Source organism: Streptomyces sp. NPDC029159 (assembly GCF_055564055.1).
This window is the reverse complement of sequence record NZ_JBVHWT010000002.1, coordinates 583207-601793: the sequence shown is the minus strand read 5'-3', so window position 1 is coordinate 601793 and position 18587 is coordinate 583207. Positions and strand designations below refer to the sequence as shown.

General features: G+C 74.0%; 16 protein-coding genes. 9 read left to right on the top strand and 7 right to left on the bottom strand.

What is annotated here, in order from left to right; all coding sequences use genetic code 11:
* Positions 1-52 precede the first annotated feature (52 nt).
* Positions 53-886 carry a heparin lyase I family protein gene (locus ACZ4U4_RS06725; RefSeq protein ID WP_467869646.1) on the top strand — a complete coding sequence of 278 codons (834 nt, stop codon included), beginning with the start codon at positions 53-55 and terminating at the stop codon, positions 884-886.
* A 7-nt stretch (positions 887-893) separates the two neighbouring features.
* Here the strand turns inward: ACZ4U4_RS06725 and ACZ4U4_RS06720 are convergent, their stop codons facing one another.
* Together ACZ4U4_RS06720 and ACZ4U4_RS06715 are read right to left on the bottom strand one after the other, a co-directional pair.
* On the bottom strand, positions 894-2213 hold the full coding sequence (locus ACZ4U4_RS06720; RefSeq protein WP_467869644.1) for an aspartate aminotransferase family protein: 1320 nt from the start codon (positions 2211-2213) through the stop codon (positions 894-896).
* Positions 2210-3052, bottom strand: coding sequence for a nitrilase-related carbon-nitrogen hydrolase (locus tag ACZ4U4_RS06715; protein ID WP_467869642.1), 843 nt, complete (start codon positions 3050-3052; stop codon positions 2210-2212). The genes ACZ4U4_RS06720 and ACZ4U4_RS06715 overlap by 4 nt, the downstream gene beginning before the upstream one ends.
* A 219-nt stretch (positions 3053-3271) precedes the next feature.
* Here ACZ4U4_RS06715 and ACZ4U4_RS06710 point away from each other — a divergent pair, with 219 nt between their 5' ends.
* Both ACZ4U4_RS06710 and ACZ4U4_RS06705 read left to right on the top strand, forming a co-directional pair.
* On the top strand, positions 3272-3712 hold the full coding sequence (locus ACZ4U4_RS06710; RefSeq protein ID WP_467869640.1) for a MarR family winged helix-turn-helix transcriptional regulator: 441 nt from the start codon (positions 3272-3274) through the stop codon (positions 3710-3712).
* A gap of 77 nt (positions 3713-3789) precedes the next feature.
* Complete coding sequence (locus tag ACZ4U4_RS06705) at positions 3790-4341, top strand: isochorismatase family protein (protein WP_467869638.1); 552 nt, start codon at positions 3790-3792, stop codon at positions 4339-4341.
* On the opposite strand, the gene ACZ4U4_RS06700 is transcribed toward ACZ4U4_RS06705, so the two are convergent.
* Together ACZ4U4_RS06700 and ggt are read right to left on the bottom strand one after the other, a co-directional pair.
* Positions 4322-5848 carry an amidase gene (locus ACZ4U4_RS06700; protein WP_467869637.1) on the bottom strand — a complete coding sequence of 509 codons (1527 nt, stop codon included), beginning with the start codon at positions 5846-5848 and terminating at the stop codon, positions 4322-4324. The two genes, ACZ4U4_RS06705 and ACZ4U4_RS06700, sit on opposite strands and share 20 nt — an antisense overlap.
* Positions 5849-6004: 156 nt before the next feature.
* On the bottom strand, positions 6005-7825 hold the full coding sequence (gene ggt, locus ACZ4U4_RS06695) for a gamma-glutamyltransferase (RefSeq protein ID WP_467869635.1): 1821 nt from the start codon (positions 7823-7825) through the stop codon (positions 6005-6007).
* A 337-nt stretch (positions 7826-8162) separates the two neighbouring features.
* On the opposite strand from ggt, the gene ACZ4U4_RS06690 reads away from it, so the two are divergent.
* The 3 genes from ACZ4U4_RS06690 (at position 8163) to ACZ4U4_RS06680 (ending at position 10725) form a co-directional block, all read left to right on the top strand.
* Positions 8163-8906, top strand: a complete 744-nt coding sequence (locus tag ACZ4U4_RS06690; RefSeq protein ID WP_467869633.1) for a hypothetical protein — start codon at positions 8163-8165, stop codon at positions 8904-8906.
* Between the two features lie 178 nt (positions 8907-9084).
* Positions 9085-10185, top strand: coding sequence for a calcium:cation antiporter (locus ACZ4U4_RS06685; protein ID WP_467869631.1), 1101 nt, complete (start codon positions 9085-9087; stop codon positions 10183-10185).
* Positions 10186-10407: 222 nt separating this feature from the next.
* Positions 10408-10725 carry an STAS domain-containing protein gene (locus ACZ4U4_RS06680; protein WP_467869629.1) on the top strand — a complete coding sequence of 106 codons (318 nt, stop codon included), beginning with the start codon at positions 10408-10410 and terminating at the stop codon, positions 10723-10725.
* 292 nt (positions 10726-11017) lie between these two features.
* Here ACZ4U4_RS06680 and ACZ4U4_RS06675 read toward each other — a convergent pair whose 3' ends face one another.
* Both ACZ4U4_RS06675 and ACZ4U4_RS06670 read right to left on the bottom strand, forming a co-directional pair.
* A complete protein-coding gene (locus tag ACZ4U4_RS06675) occupies positions 11018-11755 on the bottom strand; it encodes an SDR family NAD(P)-dependent oxidoreductase (RefSeq protein WP_467869627.1) in 738 nt (245 codons plus the stop codon).
* Between the two features lie 305 nt (positions 11756-12060).
* Positions 12061-13260 (bottom strand): glycosyltransferase, encoded by a 1200-nt coding sequence (locus ACZ4U4_RS06670; protein WP_467869625.1) that lies wholly within the window; start codon positions 13258-13260, stop codon positions 12061-12063.
* Between the two features lie 276 nt (positions 13261-13536).
* Between ACZ4U4_RS06670 and ACZ4U4_RS06665 the strand changes: the two genes are divergently transcribed.
* Together ACZ4U4_RS06665 and ACZ4U4_RS06660 are read left to right on the top strand one after the other, a co-directional pair.
* The gene (locus ACZ4U4_RS06665; RefSeq protein WP_467869623.1) at positions 13537-13983 is read left to right on the top strand and encodes an RrF2 family transcriptional regulator; all 447 of its coding nucleotides are present in this window, start codon (positions 13537-13539) and stop codon (positions 13981-13983) included.
* 291 nt (positions 13984-14274) lie between these two features.
* Positions 14275-15531 carry a globin domain-containing protein gene (locus ACZ4U4_RS06660; protein ID WP_467869621.1) on the top strand — a complete coding sequence of 419 codons (1257 nt, stop codon included), beginning with the start codon at positions 14275-14277 and terminating at the stop codon, positions 15529-15531.
* 29 nt (positions 15532-15560) lie between these two features.
* On the opposite strand, the gene ACZ4U4_RS06655 is transcribed toward ACZ4U4_RS06660, so the two are convergent.
* Positions 15561-16367 carry a class I SAM-dependent methyltransferase gene (locus tag ACZ4U4_RS06655; RefSeq protein WP_467869800.1) on the bottom strand — a complete coding sequence of 269 codons (807 nt, stop codon included), beginning with the start codon at positions 16365-16367 and terminating at the stop codon, positions 15561-15563.
* Between the two features lie 548 nt (positions 16368-16915).
* Between ACZ4U4_RS06655 and ACZ4U4_RS06650 the strand changes: the two genes are divergently transcribed.
* On the top strand, positions 16916-18502 hold the full coding sequence (locus tag ACZ4U4_RS06650; protein ID WP_467869619.1) for an alpha/beta fold hydrolase: 1587 nt from the start codon (positions 16916-16918) through the stop codon (positions 18500-18502).
* The last annotated feature ends 85 nt before the right edge of the window (positions 18503-18587 follow it).

The following is an 18587-nucleotide window of genomic DNA, read 5'->3' as shown; positions in this document are numbered from 1 at the left end:
GCAACAAACCTAACTTTCACGCGTTCCTCCCCACCTCACATCGGGAGACCCCATGAAACGCGCCTCAACACGCCCGCTGCTCTGGTCAGTTGCCCTGTTGGCCGGACTCGGCCTGGTCGGCACCTGGACCGTCGCGAACGCCGAGGGCGGCACTCCCCCGGGCACCCCCGGGCCCACGGCCGCCCCGCCCGCGCACCGCGCCGCGCCCCTGTGGCGGGCCGATCCGGCCACCGGCACCAAGCCGTTCGAGGGCGTGGAGACCAAGCCCGGGCAGGTCACCGTCGTGGGCGATCCGGCCGGGCGGTACGGGAAGACGTACGCGCTGCACACCTCGGGGCGCAAGGTCGACGACGCCACGCGGGTGCGGGTCGAGACGCGCGGGCAGCGCACCTCGGGCGGGCCGCTGCGCTTCGCGAAGGAGGGGGACGTCTTCTACATCGGCTGGCGCTCGATGTGGGGCCCGCTGCCCACCAAGAAGGGCGACTGGGTGACGCTGTGGCAGCTCAAGGACTACGGCCCCGGCGCCGCCACCCCGCCGCTGTCGCTGCGTGCCCGCGGTGACGGCACCGTCGACCTGGAGTACTGCGACCCGAAGCTGAAGACCACGTATCTGTGGCACGCCGGTCTGAAGCTCAACTCCTGGCACTCGTTCGTCGTCGGGCTGAAGATCTCCAAGGATCCGGCGAAGGGCTGGGTGAAGCTGTGGCACAACGGTGCCGCCCAGAAGCTGGCGGGCGACACCGCGCAGTACCGGGCGGCCACGCTGCGGGCCGGCTGGGTCACCGACAAGTGGGGCGTCTACCGCTCCGACGGCGTCACCGGCGCGGCCACCGCGTACCTCAACGGCGCCGCGGTGGGCCGCGCGTACGGCGACGTCGCGCCCTGACGCCGTATCAGGCGGCGGGGAGGCGGGCGCGCGCGTCGGCCAGCGCCCCGGCCAGCGCCTCCGCGCCCTCCTCCGCCTCGGCGACGTTCAGCGTCATCGGCGGGGCGATGCGCAGGCAGGCGCCGCCCTGTCCGCCCTTGCCGACGAGGAGTCCGCGCTCCCGGGCCGCCTCCACGACCAGCGTGGCGGCCTCGGCGGACGGTTCGCCGGTGCCGGGCCGGACCAGCTCCACACCGATCATCAGGCCCCGCCCGCGCACCTCATGGACGAGATCGCTCGCGGCGGCGACGGCCCGCAGCCGTTCGATGAGCAGTCCGCCGACGCGCCGGGCGTTGCCCTGGAGGTCGTGGTCGAGGAGGTAGGTGAGGTTGGCGAGGCCGGCGGCGACGGTGACGGGGCTGCCGCCGAACGTCGAGATGGAGTGGGCGCTCATCGCGTCCATCACCTCGGCGCGGGCGACGACCCCGCCCAGGGACATGCCGTTGCCGATACCCTTGGCGAAGGTCAGCAGGTCGGGCGGGCCGTTCCCGGCGTGCGCCTGCCAGCCCCAGAAGTGGTCGCCGGTGCGGCCCCAGCCGGTCTGCACCTCGTCGCTGATCCAGAGGATGCCGTGCCGGTCCAGCACCTCACGGAAGGCGGCGTAGAGCCCGTCCGGCGGGGAGGTGAAGCCGCCGATGCCCTGGACCGGTTCGGCGATCAGCGCGGCGACGCCCCCGGCGGTCTGCGCCAGCACGTCCTCCAGGTCGGCGACGCACGCCGCGATGTAGGCGGCGTCGTCGAGCCCGGCGTACGGGCCGCGGCCCCGGACGCCCCCGTGGACGTAGAGCGTCTGGAACGGCGACAGGCTGGTCGGGGACCAGCTCGCGTTGCCGGTGACGGCGACGGTGGAGAAGGAGCGGCCGTGGTAGCTGTTGCGCATCGCCAGGATCTGGTTGGAGCGGCGGTACGCGGTGGCGAGCAGCAGCGCGGTGTCGTTGGCCTCGGTGCCCGAGGTGGTGAAGAAGACCCGGGCGTCGGGGATGCCGGAGAGCGCGGCGATGCGCTCAGCCAGCTCCACCACGGGGCGGGAGAGGTAGAGCGTCGAGGTGTGCAGGATCCGTTCGGCCTGCGCGGTGACGGCGGCGGTGACCTCCGGCAGGGCGTGCGCCGTCATGGTGGTGAGGATGCCGCCGAAGAAGTCGAGGTAGCGGTTGCCCTCGGCGTCCCAGACGTGGCGCCCCGCGCCGTGGGTGAGTTCGAGGGGCCGCTCGTAGTAGAGGTCGAGCCAGGAGGGCAGCACCGCGCGGTGGCGGGCGAGCAGCGCCCCGGGGGCGCCGTCCGCCGTCACGGGCGCACCAGCCCCTCGTACGCGTCGGGGCGGCGGTCGCGGTAGAACGCCCACTGCTGCCGGACCTCGTCGATCAGCCCGAAGTCGAGGTCGCGGACGACGAGTTCCTCCTTGCCGTCGTCGGCGACGTCACCGACGAACTGCCCGCGGGGGTCGACGAAGTAGCTGCTGCCGTAGAAGTCGTTGTCGCCGTACTCCTCGGTGCCGACGCGGTTGATGGCGGCGACGAAGTACTCGTTGGCGACGGCGGCGGCGGGCTGCTCCAGCTGCCAGAGGTAGGCGGAGAGGCCGCGGGAGGTGGCGGAGGGGTTGTAGACGAGCTGGGCGCCGGCGAGGCCGAGCTGACGCCAGCCCTCGGGGAAGTGCCGGTCGTAGCAGATGTAGACGCCGACCTTGCCGACGGCGGTGTCGAAGACCGGCCACCCGGCGTTGCCCGGCTTGAAGTAGTACTTCTCCCAGAACCCCTTGACCTGCGGGATGTGGTGTTTGCGGTAGATGCCGAGCACGGTGCCGTCGGCGTCGATGACAGCCGCGGTGTTGTAGTACACGCCGGACTGCTCGACCTCGAAGACGGGCGCGACGACGACCATGCCGGTCTCGCGGGCGAGGGCCCGCATCCGGGTGATCGTCGGGCCGTCCGGGACCGGCTCGGCCCAGCGGTAGTGCTCCGGCTCCTGCACCTGGCAGAAGTACGGGGCGTTGAAGACCTCCTGGAAGCCGATGATCTTCGCGCCCTGCCCGGCCGCCTCGCGGGCGTGGGCCTCATGCTTCGCGATCATCGATTCGGTGTCGCCCGTCCAGGTCGCCTGGACCAGTGCGGCTCGCACAACATCGGCCATGAACAGCTCCTTTGTCGGCGCGTCAGGCTGCGGGCCACGCGGTCTCGGGCGGGCCCTGCGCGCGTGGAGGCGACCGTAAGCCCCGCCGCGCGGCGGGGCAAGCCCGCCTCCGGTGCGTCGCGGGGCACGCCCGGCACGGACGCGCCCATGCCGCCACACTCCCGGGAATATCGACAGGGAAACTTGCAAGTTTCCCTGTCGGACTTCTACGGTGACGGCATGGACGACGCACCGAACCCGGAGCCCGGACCGCTCGCCTCCGACCTCGCGGCGGCGGTCGGTCTGCTGATGCGTCATCTGCGGGCCGCGGCCCCGCTCGGCGGGGTGACCCCCACCCAGCGCGCGGTCCTGGCCCGCCTCGACCGGGACGGCCCGGCGACCACCGCGACACTGGCCCGCGCGGAGCTGGTCCGCCCGCAGTCGATGCGGCTGACGCTGGCGGCGCTGGAGGAACACGGCGTCGTGGCGCGCAGCCCGCACCCGACCGACGGGCGGCAGGTCGTCCTCTCCCTCACCGACGAGGGCCGGCGCCTGATCGGCGAGGCGCGGCAGGCCAAGCGGGACTGGCTGACCGACGCGCTCGCCGAGCGGCTGACCGACGGGGAGCGCCGCACCCTCGCCGAGGCGACGGCGCTGCTGCGCCGGGTGGCCGGCCCCTGAGCCGGATCCGGTCGACGCCCCCGACTTCCCCGCGGCGCCCGTCCGTTGACGTCGCACCCCTCTCACCTGGAGATCTCATGTCCGTGACGACGCTCGACCCCACCTCCGCCCTCGTCGTGATCGACCTGCAGAAGGGCATCGCCGGGCTGCCCTCCGTCCACCCGTCGGACGAGATCATCGCCCGCTCCGCCCGGCTGGCGGCCGCGTTCCGCGCGCGGCAGCTGCCCGTGGTCCTGGTGAACGTCACCGGCGGCGCACCGGGCCGCACCGAGACCCCCCGTGCGGGCGGCACGCCGCCCGCCGACTGGGCCGAGCTGGTGCCCGAACTGGACCGGCGGCCCGGCGACATCCTCGTCAGCAAGCAGCAGTGGGGCGCCTTCCACGGCACCGCCCTCGATCTGGAACTGCGCCGCCGGGGCGTGACGCAGGTGGTGCTCACCGGCATCGCCACCAGCATCGGTGTGGAGTCCACCGCCCGCGCCGCGCACGAGCACGGCTACCACGTCACGATCGCCACCGACGCGGTGACCGACCTGGACGAGGCGGCGCACCGCAACAGCGTCGAGAAGATCTTCCCGCGGCTCGGCGAGACCGGCACCACCGACGAGATCATCGCCCTGCTGGGCTGACGCCTCCCGGCCCGTCCCCGGCGCCGCCCGCCGCCACGGCCGGGCGGCGCTCGTGCCAGCGCAGCGCGTCCTGGAGCTGGGCGGTCAGCGACAGCAGCCGGGCGTCCCCGTCGGCGGGCCCGAGCAGTTGCGCGCCGAGCGGCAGTCCGCCCGTGGTGAATCCGGCGGGGACGTTCACCGCCGGCCAGCCCAGGACGTTCCACGGCCAGGCGTACGGGCAGGCCGCGATCATGGCCTGATCGGTACGGCGGCCGTCGAGCCCGGCGAGGGCGCCGATCCGCAGCGGCGGGGTGGCGGTGGTCGGCGTCAGCAGCACGTCGTAGCGGCCGAACAGCGCGCCGATGCGGCGCTGTTGGCGGGGTTCGGCGGCGCGCGCCCGGCGCAGCACCGGGCCGCTCAGCAGCCGCCCCATACGGGCCGTGCTGCGGGTGCGCCGGTCCAGCAGCGCCGGGTCGGGCACCCGCGCCGCCCACTCCCGCACCCCGGCGGTGGCGCGCGGCACGAACGCCAGGCCGATCAGCCCGTAGTCCGGTTCGGCCTCCTCGACGAAGTGGCCGAGCCCGGCGAGCGTCCGGGCCACCGCGGTGACCGCGCGCCGGACGTCCGGGTGGAGCGGGGTGGCGGTGGCGGTGAACGGCGGCTTCCAGGACAGTGCGATGCGCAGCCGGCCGGGGTCGCGGCGGACGGCCTCGCGGGCGGCGAGCGGCGGCGGCCGGTGCAGGTCGCCGGGGTGGCTGCCGCTCGCCGCGTCCAGCAGCAGCGCCGCGTCCTCGACGGTGCGGGTCAGCGGGCCGATGCCGGTGATGCCCTGGAACGACTCGGCGTCCGGCCAGGTGGAGAAGGTGCCGCGGCGCGGTTTGACGCCGACCAGATGCGTCCAGGCGGCGGGGATCCGGACCGAGCCCGCGCCGTCGGTGCCGAGGGCCGCGGGGACCAGGCCCGCGGCGACCGCGGCGGCGCTGCCGCCGGAGGAGCCGCCCGGGGTGTGGTCGAGATGCCAGGGGTTGCGGGTGTCCCCGAAGGCCGGGCCCTCGGTGAACGGCCACTGGCCCAGCTCGCAGGCGTTGGTCTTGCCGACGACGATCGCCCCGGCCGCCCGCAGCCGCCGCACCACCTCGGCGTCGGCCGTCTTGGCGGGGAACTCCCCGGCGCAGCCGAACGCGGTGGGCTCGCCCGCGACATCCATGTCGTCCTTGACCGCCACCGGTACGCCGAGCAGCGGCAGCCGCTCCCCGGCCGCCAGCCTGCGGTCGGCGTCCGCGGCCTCCGCCTCGGCGGCCTCGGCACGCAGGCGGCGGAAGGCGTTGACGGTGGGTGCGGAGGCGGCGATGCGGTCCAGGCAGCGGCGGACGAGGGCGGCGGAGGTGACCTCGCCACCGGCCAGCGCGGCGGCCTGTCCGGCGAGCCCTTCCGGCGGGCCTCCGGCGCCGGGCGGGGCGGGGCGCTCCTCGCCGTTCGCGCGGTCTTCGCGGTTCGCGCGGTCTTCGCGGCTCTCGTCGATGCTCACGGCGTGCGCCTCCCGGGGCTGCGGCGGACCGGCGGTCCCCGGGAGGCTATGTGGCAGGCGCCCGCCCGGCAACGACGCACCGTGGCGGGGCGCGTCGTCGCCGGGCGGGCGCGGACGGTCCGGGCGGCCGGGCCCGGGCCGGTGACGGTGGATCGGCTACTTCGGGCTGACGACCATGGCCGAGCCGCCGCCGCGCCGGACCTTCTCGGCCGCGGCGAGCCAGCGGCCGTCGGGCAGCGGCTGCACACCGGTCGCCGCGCCGATCTCCTCGACCTGCGTGAACTGGTGCCCTATGCCCTCCAGCTCACTGCGGAGGGGACTGTTCCACAGCCCCGGCTCCAGCTCCGTCCTCGCCGCGTTGCGCTGGCTGGCGCGGGGCGCGGCGATGGCGTCGACCAGCGGCATCCCGCGGTCGAGGTGGTTGACGAGGGACTGCAGCACGGTGGTGATGATGGTCGCGCCGCCGGGCGAGCCGAGCGCCACGACGGGCTTGCCGTCCCGCAGCACGATCGTCGGCGAGATCGACGACCGCGGCCGCTTACCGGGACCGGGCAGATTCGGGTCGTGCACGCCCGGGGTGATCGGCGTGAACGAGAAGTCGGTCAGCTCGTTGTTGAGCAGGAAGCCGCGGCCGGGGACGACGATGCCGCTGCCGCCGGTCTGCTCGATGGTGAGGGTGTAGGCGACGACGTTGCCCCACTTGTCGGCGACGGTGAGGTGGGTGGTGTTCTCCCCCTCGTACGTCGTCGGGGACGCCTTGCCGTGGCTGCCGCACGGCTCGGGGTGGCGCGGGTCACCGGGCGCGAGGGGGCTGGTGAGGACCGCGTCGTCCTTGATGAGGCAGCCGCGCGCATCGGCGAAGCGCTGCGAGGTCAGGGCCTTCACCGGCACGTTCTCGAACTTCGGGTCGCCGACCCAGCGGCCCCGGTCGGCGAAGGCGATCCGGCTGGCCTCGATGTAGCGGTGGAGGTACTGCGCCTCGCTCAGGTGCTTGACGTCGCTGCGCTCCAGGATGTTGAGCGCCTCGCCGACGGTGGTGCCGCCGGACGAGGAGGGGCCCATGCCGTAGACGTCGAGCCCGCGGTAGCGGGTGCGGGTCGGGGCCTGGCCGAGCGCCTGGTAGTCCGCCAGGTCGCCCATGGTGAGGTCGCCGGAGCGGACCTTGCGGTCGGCGCCGGCCCGCACCGGGGGCTTGCGGACGGTGTTGACGACATCGCGCCCCAGCTCACCGCGGTAGAGCGCGTCGACGCCGCGGCGGCTCAACTCGTCGTAGGTGCGGGCGAGGTCGGGGTTCTTCAGGGTGGAGCCGACGACCGGCAGCTTGCCACCGGGCAGGAAGAGGTCGGCGGTGGCGGGGAAGTCCCGGAACCGCGCCTCGTTCTGGGCAGTCTGCTTGCGGAACGTTTCGTCAACGGTGAATCCGCGCGCCGCGAGGTCGCGGGCGGGCCGCAGCACCTGGCCGAGCGACCGGCTGCCCCACTTGCGCAGCGCGGAGTCCCAGGTGGCGGGCGTGCCGGGGGTGCCGACGCTGAGGCCGCTGGTGACGACCTCGTCGAACGGCAGGGCCTTGCCGTTCTCCTGGAAGAGATCGGGCCCGGCGGTGCGCGGGGCGGTCTCGCGGCCGTCCAGGGTCCGCACGGTGTGGGTCTTGGCGTTGTAGTAGACGAAGTAGCCGCCACCGCCGACACCGGCGGAGTACGGCTCGGTGACGCCGAGGGCGGCGGCGGTGGCGACGGCGGCGTCGACGGCGTTGCCGCCCTTCTTCAGCACCGCGATACCGGCGGCCGAGGCGTCCTGGTCGACGCTGGAGACGGCGCCTCCGGAGCCGATGGCGACCGGGGTCTTGGCCGGGACGGGCGCGGGGTGCGGGGCGCCGGAGCCCGCCGTGGCGGGTTGGGCGACGGCCGGAACCGCCACCAGTGAACCGGCCAGGGTGGCCACGGCCCCCAGGACGGTGAGACGTCGGGCACGGGACATGGGTGGGATTCCTCCAAGCGCAGGGAACGCAGGTGGCGGGAGCCTACTCGTGGTACTCGTGCCGTGACAGAGGGGTCCGACAGGTGGTCCGGGTTGACTTCGGCGCTGCGTCAGCCGCCGGGAATGACCGTGCGTCATACGAGACATCCGGCCGCGCTTCCCCCGCTTCACGTCCGTTTCGCGCCATCGCCGCACACCGGGTGACGACGCGTCGGAGCTGCCCTCGTGTCCACGGCAACGGATACCGGCCAACCACGCCGCACGAACCAGGACGAGCGCCCACATCCCACCCGCCCCGCTCGAACACACACCCGGACAGGGGTTACGCTCCCCCGCCATGAACGACTCCCTGCTCCTCCTGATCGTCGCCGTCGGTGCGCTCGTCGTCGGGGCGGCGGCCGGCTGGGCCGCCTCCTCCGCGGGCGCCCGCCGGACGCTCCACCGCACCCAGCGCTTCTTCGGCCTCCCGGAGGGCTCGGAGTGCGTCCTGGTCACCCACCGGGACAGCGCCTCGGCCCACGGCAGCATCCCGCGCCACGACGCGCTGGCCCTGCTCGGCCTCGCCGCGGTGGTCGAGAACTGCCGCGCCCACCCGGAGGTCGCCCCGCACGACACCGGGCTCCAGGGTTTCGGCGCCCGGACGGAGTTCTGCGTCGGCGACCCGACGGCCCACCGCCGCCTCGCCGCGCACCTCGCCTCGCTGCTGCCGGGCGTGGTGGTGCACCCGGGCGATGCGACCGGCGCCGACCGCGGGACGTTCACCATCGGCTCGACCGCGTACCGCATGGAGCCGGGCGCGGTGGAGTACGTCCTGCTGGCCCGGTTGACTGCCGGGGAGGGCGGCCGTCCGGTCTTCCTGGCGGCCGGTCAGCGTCCGGTCACCCACCGGGCCGCGGTCCGCCATCTGGTCCGCAACCATCCGCAGCTGGCCCGCAAGCACGGCGTCGACGGGCAGTTCTGTCTGCTGCTGAAGGTGGTCAATTCGCAGGCGTACGGGCCGGACGTGGTGGAGATGGTCGCGGACGTGACCCGCACAGCGACCACGCCCGCCGAGCCGCGGGGGCACCGGGCGTCGGCCTGAGCAGGAGGCGGGGCGCGCTTCCGGGGCGGCTCCTGAAACGGCGTGCGGCCGGGGCGCGCACCCGTCGGCGGATCCGAAGCGGCGGCGCGCGTCCGACGGTCCCTCAGGGCGCGGACCCGGCACCCGGCGGGCGGTCGTCGGCGCGCGCGTCCGGGTGGGATCTGCCAAGCTCGTCAACATGATCGCCCGGATCCGTTCGACCGCCCAGCACTGGACCCGGGCGGTGCCCGTCCTCGCCGTCGTCCTGCTGATCCTGGTCTGGGGCCGGACCCTGCCGGGCGCACTGGTCGCTCTGGTGACGCTCTTCCTGGCGGGGTCGGTGCTGGCCGCCGTGCACCATGCGGAGGTGATCGCCCACCGGGTCGGGGAGCCGTTCGGCTCGCTGGTGCTCGCGGTCGCGGTGACCATCATCGAGGTGGCGCTGATCGTCACCCTGATGGTGGACGGCGGTGACAAGAGCGCGGCGCTGGCCCGGGACACCGTCTTCGCCGCCGTCATGATCACCTGTAACGGGATCTTCGGGCTCTGTCTGCTGGTCGGCGCGTTGCGGCGGCGGGTCGCGATCTTCAATCCGGAGGGCACCGGCGCGGCGCTGGCCACCGTCTCGACCCTGGCCGGGCTGAGTCTCGTCCTTCCGAGCTTCACCACCAGCGGCACCGGCGCGCAGTTCTCCACCCCGCAGCTGGTCTTCGCGGCGCTGGCCTCCCTGGCGCTGTACGGCCTGTTCGTGACGACGCAGACCGTGCGGCACCGGGACTACTTCCTCGCCCCGGTGACGGCGACGGGCGATGTGCTCGACGCCGACCACGCCGAACCGCCGTCGAAGCGCACGGCACTGATCAGCCTGGGGCATCTGGCGCTGGCCCTGATCGCGGTGGTGGGGCTCGCGAAGGCGGTGTCGCCCGCGATCGAGTCGGGGGTGGCCGCGGCGGGGCTGCCGTCGTCCGTCGTCGGTGTGGTGATCGCGCTGCTGGTGCTGTTGCCGGAGACCATCGCGGCGGTCCGCGCGGCCCGCCGTGGCCGCATCCAGACCAGTCTCAACCTCGGCCTCGGCTCGGCGATGGCCAGCATCGGCCTGACCATCCCCGCGGTCGCCGCCGCATCCGTCTGGCTGGCGGGCCCGCTGGAGCTGGGGCTCGGCCCGACCCATATGGTGCTGCTCGCGCTGACGGTCGCCGCGGGCACCCTCACCGTCATCCCGGGCCGCGCCACCCCGCTCCAGGGCGGCGTCCATCTCGCCCTCTTCGCCGGGTACATCGTCCTGGCCCTGAGCCCCTGACCTGCGACGACGGCCTACCGCCCCGAAAGCCCCGACCGCCCGGGACTTCCGCCCCTGCCGTCCGCCCGGGCCCCTCTCCCCACCCCTCCATGACCTACGCCCCGATTTCGCCCAACTTCCCCCATAAAGCTTCTTTTGCGTCACATGTCGGCTCTACGCTGAGAAGCGCCGCCCCGGTGGAGGTCCGGGGCGTCCGCGCACCGAGGCACGGAAGGAGTCCTCATGACCCTCGCCGCCGTGACCGCCGAAGACCGAGCCGTCGTCCCGCTGGACGGTGAGTTGGACATGCTCACCGCGCCCGGCGTGGCCGCCCGGCTCGCCGACGCCGCCGCCCACCACGACCGGCTCCTCGTCGATCTCCGCCGGGTGACCTTCCTGGACACCACCGGCCTCGCCCCGCTGACCCGCACCGCCCGCGCCCTGCGCGCCCGGGCCGGCGGCGTCACCCTCGCGATCAGCGACCCCGCCGTGCGCCGGCTGTTCCGGCTGACCGGTACCGAAGCACTCTTCGAGGGGATCGACACACCGGCCGCGACATAGAAGATCGACTTCGGGCGCGGACCGTGACACTCGCCACGCCGCACCCCTTTGAGGTCCTTTTCGGGCGGATCACCCCACCCCGTGGTTTATCGTTCAAACGGAGCGGGTGTCACTGCGCCGCCCGGGCCGCTGTCCCCCCGGCTGCCCGGAAGATCCGGCCGACGACACCCGCGGGCCGGTATGCCGCGCGCATCCGGCCGCGCCCCGGCCGGATTCCCCCGTCCGGCCGGGGCCTCCCCTCTTCCCCACGGCCCGGCACGGCTCCGGGACCGCCCCTCGACGCGGCTACGACTCAGCGCAGATACGAGGCCCCGTTCACGTCCAGCACCGTGCCCGAGCTCCAGACGGCCTCCGGTGAGGCGAGGTGGAGGACGGCGGCGGCGATCTCCGCGGGCTCGGCGACCCGCCCGAAGGGGCTCTGCGCGCGTACGTCCTCGGTGAGCCGGTCGGCGACGCGTTCGGTGGCGACGAAGCCCGGTGCGACCGAGGCGACCGCGATGCCGTAGGGCGCCAGATGGACGGCGAGCGACTGCCCGAGGGCGTGCAGTGCGGCCTTGGTGGCGCCGTAGGCCGGGTGGTCCGGCTCGCCCCGGTAGGCGCCGCGGGAGCCGATGTTGACGATGCGGCCGGAGACCGCCCGGTCGATCATGTTCCGCGCGGCGCAGTGGCTGACGTGCGCGGCGCCGAGCAGATTGACGTCCACGATCTCCCGCCAGGCGCTCTGCCACGCGTCGAACGAGGTGGTGGCCGCCGGGTGGGGACGGTTCACCGCCGCGTTGTTGACCAGGACGTCGACGCCGCCGAGCCCGTCGACCGCGGCGGCGACCACCGCGGCGGCGCCCTCCGGGGTGGCGAGATCGCCGCGGACCAGCACATGGCCGCTGCCGTGCAGCCCAGCCAGGGCTTTCCGGGCCGCCTCCTCGCGGGTGGCGTAGTGCAGCGCGACCCGGTCGCCGTGGGCGGCGAACCGCTCGGCGACCGCCCGCCCGATCCCGCGCGAGGCGCCGGTCACCAGCACCGCGCGGCTCACCGGACACCTCCCGCGACCGCGCCGACGCGCGCCGCGCCGCAGGGGGACGGCGGCCCGGCCAGGGCCTGGTACCGCCGCCGGAAAGGCCGGCCGGACAGCTGCATGGACACGCTCCACCTCGCCGTTCTCCCCGCCGTGACCGCGGGGTTGACCGTCAGCGATCGTAAAGGATCATCGTCGGCCGCGGCGGGGCGGACCAGGCTCTGACGAGGGAGGACGCGGCCTTGCGCCCCCCCCCCGCCGGGCGGCGGGCGCCCGCTGCCGCCGGGCCCGGGTACCCCGACGGACCCGGCGGCACAAACGGTTCAGCGTGCCGCCTGCACCAGCTTCTCCAGGTCCGCGGCGACCTGGCCGACCTCCGGCAGGGCGAGCGCGGCGCGGTGCGCCCGGCGGACGCGGGTGGCGACGTCCCGGTCGGCCAGCAGCTCCTCGCAGGCGGTGGCGACCGCGTCCGGCGTGGTCTCGGTGACGTGCCGGCCCAGGCCCAGTTCGGCCACGCGCGCGGCGTTGTGCGGCTGGTCGCCGAAGTTCGGCAGCACCGCCATCGGCGTCCCCGTCCGGATCGCCTCGCGGACGCTGTTGTAGCCGCCGTGGGTGACGAGCAGGTCGGCGCATTCCAGCAGCAGCGGCTGGGCGAGGCGGTCGACGAGCCGGACGTGCGGGGCGGGCGTGATCCCGTCGAGCGGCACGCCGCCGGTCGCCACGATCGCCGAGCAGTCCAGCCGGGACAGCGCCTCGACCGTCGCCCCCAGCATCTCCGCCGGATGCGTCATCCCGGGCGGCAGGGAGAGACCTTGCTCCTGCAGCCCGACAATCATGGGCAGCGCGGTGCCGGTGGCCGCGAACACCAGCGGCCGGTCCGCGGGGAGTTCACCCACCCACGACGGCAACCCGTCGGTGCGATCCACCAGCGTGGTCTGCCGGTAGGCCCGTACGGGCGCCGGGAAGCGGGCGAACCCGTACTCCTCGGGCAGATAGTCGAACCTGCCGTACGGGACGGCCGATCCGGCGTCCTCCTGCTCGGGCAGGCCCACCTCCTGGCGCAGCCGGTTGAGGCTCGGCAGCAGCTGCGCCGGGTCGACCATGTTGACCAGCCCGGACGGGATCGGCAGCTGCGGGATGCCGAGCCGCTCGGCGAGCACGATCCCGGCCATGTCCATCCCGTCCCGGATGATCACGTCGGGACGAACCCTGTCCGCCAGCTCCGCCAGCACGCCGTACATCGCACGGGCGTGATCGCCGGTGAGCAGGGTCAGCACCAGCTGGATGTGCCCGTCCCCCGACAGGTCACCCCCCGGGGACACGGCGGATACGGCGCCCGGTTCGGTCATGGGCAACGACGCCAGGCAGGGTTCGAGGGTGACGTCGTCGGCGCGGAAGACGGGCGCCATCTCGGGGGTCGCGGCGACGGTGACCGCGTGTCCGGCCCCGGCCAGCGCACGGGCCAGCGGGAGCATGGCCCGGCCGTGGGACGGCGAACCGGTCGAGGTGCACAGCACACGCATGCGGGATTCCTCATTCTCTTGACAGTGGCCACGAACACCGCCGGTCGCCGTGGCCGCCGTCGCGCCGGGCACCGCCGTGAACCGCGTCACGCACACTCCCCCGCCGCGGCCCGCGCCCCCACCGACCGACACATGATCGACGGTAAGGAGACCCTTATCAGCGCGTCAAAGCAGCTCAGCGCGGGCCACCGGGATTGAGCCAACCGCGCCGCAGCACCTCTCCGGGCACGCTTTTGAAATTGGTATTGGAGATGCAACTTCTGTACGGTGGTGACCGTGCGACTCACCAAGAGCACCGACATCGCCCTGCGCATCGCCATGCGTCTGGCGGTCATCGGCGACGGCAGCGACGCGCCGACCACCCGCGAGGTGGCCGCCGCGGTCGACGTCCCGTACACCCATGCGGCCAAGGTCGTCAGCAAGCTCCAGCACCTCGGCGCGGTCGAGGCACGCCGGGGCCGCGGCGGCGGCCTGACCTTGACCGATGCGGGACGGACCACCTCACTCGGATACCTGGTCCGGGAGCTGGAGGGCGTCCACGACGTCGTCGGCTGCGAGGACGGACCGGGCTGCCCGCTGCGCGGCGGCTGCCGGCTGCGCGGCGCTCTGCGCACGGCCCAGGAGGCGTTCTACACCTCCCTGGACCCCCTGACCATCAACGATCTGGTCGAGGCCCCGACCGGACCCTTGCTGATCAGCCTCTCGCCGCGACCACCGGGCTGAGGACGGCACCGGCGGGTGACCCGGGTGCATGACCCCGGGGCGCCCCGCCGACCCCCCTCCCCCGTACGGCCGTTGCCGACGAACCACCCCACCACCGGTCCGGGCAGCCGGACTTGACCAACCCACCCCTTCACCACCACTCCTCCGGCACCTCCCCACGATTAAAAATACGCATCTCACATGCACATTTGATGCCCATGGAGACGCCACCGACCACCCCTCACCCTCACCCGCCCCCTTCCTCCTCGCGGTTCCCCTCTGTCCCGCCCTCCCGAAAAGCAGGAGTCCTCCATGTTGTCGCCGAAATCGGCTGAGACCGTCCGCCTCACCCTGCCCGCCGTCGCCGCCGCCATCGGCGAGGTCACCCCGCTCTTCTACGAGAAGCTGTTCGCCGCCCACCCGGAGCTGCTGCGCGATCTGTTCAACCGCGCCCACCAGGCCGACGGCAGCCAGCGCGAGGCGCTCGCCGGGTCCATAGCGGCGTTCGCCACGCATCTCCTGGACCACCCCGACGAGCGGCCGGACGCCCTCCTCAACCGGATCGCGCACAAGCACGCCTCCCTCGGCGTCCGCGAGGAGCAGTACCCGATCGTCCAGAAGCACCTCTTCGCCGCGCTGGCCGAGGTGCTGGGCGAGGCGGTGACCGAGGAGGTCGCCGCCGCCTGGGACGAGGTGTACTGGCTGATGGCGAACGGTCTGAAAGCCGCCGAACGACGGCTGTACGCGGCGGCCGGCGCCTCGGACGGCGACACCTGGCGCACCTACCGGGTCGTCGGACGGGTGGCGGAGACGGAGGACGTCGCGACCTTCTTCGTCCGGCCCACCGACGACCGGCCGGTGCCGCCGTCGCTGCCCGGGCAGTACGTCTCCGTCCAGGTCGAACTGGCCGACGGGGCCCACCAGATACGCCAGTACAGCCTCTCCGGGCAGCCGGACGGCGGGCTGCAGTTCTCGGTGAAGCGGGTGCCCGGCTCCCAGGACGCGGCCGGTGCCGCACACCCCGCGGGCGAGGTCTCCGGCCATCTGCACGACCACGTCCACGAGGGCGACACCCTGCGGGTGAGCGCGCCCTTCGGCGAGGTGGTCCTGGACGAGGGCGACCGGCCGCTGCTCTTCGCGACCGCGGGCATCGGCTGCACCCCGGCCATCGGCATGCTCTCCCATCTGGCCGCCGGCGGCTCCCCGCGCCGCATCATCGCCGCCCACGCCGACCGCGCCCCCGCCGCCCACGCCTTCCGCGACGACCTCCGCCACCTCGTCGACAAGCTGCCGAACGCCACGGCGGAGGTCTGGTACGAGCAGCCGGAACCCGAGGCCGGGGCGACCGGTCCGGACGCGGCGGACGCATCCGGCTCCGCCGACGGGCGGACGCCGACCGTCCGTCAGGGGCGGATGGACCTCGGAGCGCTGGAGATCCCGGACGGGACCATCGCCTACCTGTGCGGCCCGGTGCCGTTCATGAAGGCCGCCCGCGCACAGCTGCTGACCGCGGGTGTGCGCCCGGCCGACCTGCACTACGAGGTCTTCGGCCCCGACCTGGGACTCTGACCGGCACCCCGGCCCGGGCCCGCGTCCGTTCATCCCGGCACCACCCCCAGCGCCAGCAGCGCCCGGTGCGGGAGGACGAGTTGCCCGTCCGGGCCGGTGAACGGGGCCGCCAGGCGACGGAAGTGGCGGGCGATCCGGTCGGTGATCTCGGGCCCCTGACCGATCACGGTCTGCCCGATGGTGGCGACCCCGGCGGCCGGGCCCCGCCACCACTCCTCCGGGGTGGTGCGGTGGTTCCAGATGACGGACCGGCAGGCCACCCCGGTCAGCCCGGCACCCCGCAGCAGCCCGGCCAACCCCGGTGCGTCGCGCGGGAAATCGTCCTCCGGTGCCAGTGCAGGAAAGCCCGCGGGACGGGCGACCCCGGCCGCGGCGACGGCCCGGCCGAGGAGCGCCTGCCCGGGGGCGGCGGGCACCGCCCAGATGGTGAGGGCGATACGGCCGCCGGGCCGCACCACCCGGCACAGTTCGGCGAGGGCCGCGCGGGGGCGCCCGACGTGGTTGAGGACGAAGTTGCCCGCCACCGCGTCGAACGCCCCGTCGACGAAGGGCAGTCGGGGCAGCGCGGCCCGGTGGACCTCGGCTCCCCCGGCGGGTTCGGCGACCGCCGCGGTGCGGCGGACCATACCGTCCTCCGCATCGACGGCGGTGACCCGCGCCCCGCGCACAAGCCCCGCGACCGTCACCGCGCCCGTACCGCACCCGACATCCAGCAGTGCGATCCCCGCCCGCACCCCTGCCGCGTCGAGCAGCAGCGGAACGGTGTGCGCACAGAGCCGCCCGAACCCTGCCTCGTACGCCGCCGCCCGGCCCGCCCAGGCGCGGCGTTCCCCCAGGTCGAAGGGGGTTGGGGCGCTCCCGGCGCCGCCGTCCCCGACCTCGGGGTGGTCGGCATCGCAGCTACCGTCGCCTTCTCCGGCCTCGCGTCGGCCGGTGCCGCGCTCGCCACGACCGCCGCAACCCCCGCCGCCGCCGTGACCCGTGGCCCCGCCTCGGGAACCATCACTCCCGCCGACTTCGCCGTCCCCGTGGACTCCGTCGTCCCCGTGGACTCCGTCATCGCCACGGACTCCGTCATCACCGCGGGCTCCCCGCTCCACCATTCCGCCTCCCGATCGCCGTCGCCCCGTCACCGCGCCGCCCTCACCACACCGTCGGCCGCCCACCCCTCCCCTCCTCCGGCCCCGACGTTACCCACACGTAACCTACTGCCGGGTTACCGCAGGTAAGCCACGCGTCTTACCCTCCTGTTCACCTCGCACGCCGGGTGTCGCGCCCTGTCGGCAGGCGCTCGCGGGCGCCGCCCGAACCTCCGCGCCGGAGGTGTCCGGGCCCCGCCGGACAAACCGTGTCCGGCGGTACGCCTCACCCTCTGGAGCAGAAGATGACGCCCTCCCGCACGGCGCTGCGCGCCGCGACCGCCGCCGTCTGCGCCGCGGTGCTCGCCACCACGCCCCTCACCGCAGCCCCGGCGGCGGGCGCGGCCACCACCGGGCAGGGGCGTGCCGCGGCGCCCGCCGTACGGTTCACCGACATCGGCGGCGACGGCGGCGTGACGCTGAAGGCCAACGTCACCACCCCGGCGGACGCCGACGGCTCCCGCCGGTATCCGCTCGTGGTGCTGCCGACGAGCTGGGCGATGCCGCAGGTCGAGTATCTGGCGCAGGCGCGGAAGCTGGCCGCGGCGGGCTATGTCGTCATCGGCTACAACGTGCGCGGTTTCTGGCAGTCCGGCGGGGAGATCGAGACGGCCGGGCCGCGGGATGTGGCCGATGCCTCCAAGGTGATCGACTGGGCTCTCGCGCACACCCCTGCCGCCCCGGCGAAGGTCGGCATGGGCGGCGTGTCCTACGGCGCCGGCATCAGCCTGCTGACCGCGGCGCAGGACAGGCGGGTGCGGGCGGTCACGGCGCTCAGCGGCTGGGCCGACCTCATCGACTCCATCTACAGCGGGCGCACCCAGCATCTCCAGGCGACCGCGATGCTCGGCGCCTCGGGCGCGCTCGCCGGGCGGCCCGGGCCCGAACTCCGTACCGTCCTCAAGGATTTCCTCGGCTCGAACCTCGCCAAGGAGAAGGACATGATCGCCTGGGGGAAGAAGCGCTCCCCCGCCACCTACCTCGACCGCCTCAACGCCAACGGCGCGGCGATCATGCTCGGCAACGCCTGGGGCGACTCGCTCTTCCCGCCGAACCAGTACGCCGACTTCTTCGAGAAGCTGACGGGCCCCAAGCGGCTGGAGTTCCGCCCCGGCGACCACACCACGGCGGAGGGGCTCGGGCTCTTCGGGCTGCCCAACGACACCTGGTCGCACGCCCGGGAGTGGTTCGACCACTACCTCAAGGGCGCGGACAACGGCGTCGACCGCGCGGCGCCGGTGCAGCTCAAGTCCCGCTCCACGGGCGCCTACGAGGGCTACCGCAGCTGGCAGGAGGTGGCGTCCGGGCAGCGGCGGATCGCGCTCGACGGCACCCATACGCTCCGCACCGGTCTCGACTCCGGCGCCGACGGCGGGCTGATCTTCCTCTCCAGCGTGCTGGACCAGCTCCTCCATCTGCCGCCCACCGCCTCGATCCCGCTGCTGCCCCGTTCGCTCGCCGCCGTCTGGCAGTCCGAGCCCTACCGCACCGCCCAGCGCATCCGCGGCACGGCGACCCTGCACACCACGCTGACCGGTACCGCGGAGAGCGGCACCGCCGTCGCCTACCTCTACGACGTCGACGCGCTCGGCATCGGCAGGCTCGTCACCCATGCGCCGTACACCTTCCACGACAGGACACCCGGCACCCCCTTCGGCGTCGACCTGGAACTCTTCTCGACCGCGTACGACGTGCCCGCCGGGCACCGGCTCGCGGTGGTCGTGGACACCGCGGACCCGCTCTACCTCGCACACAACCCGAGCGGCGCGAAGCTCACCCTCTCCTCCCCGGCATCCGATCCCTCGTCCCTCTCGGTGCCGGTCCGTGACTAAGTCGACCATCGCTCCGCTCCCCCCGTAGAGCCTGGCCGCACCACTCCGGTGCGGTCATTACAGAACGTTACAAGCGACCACTGAC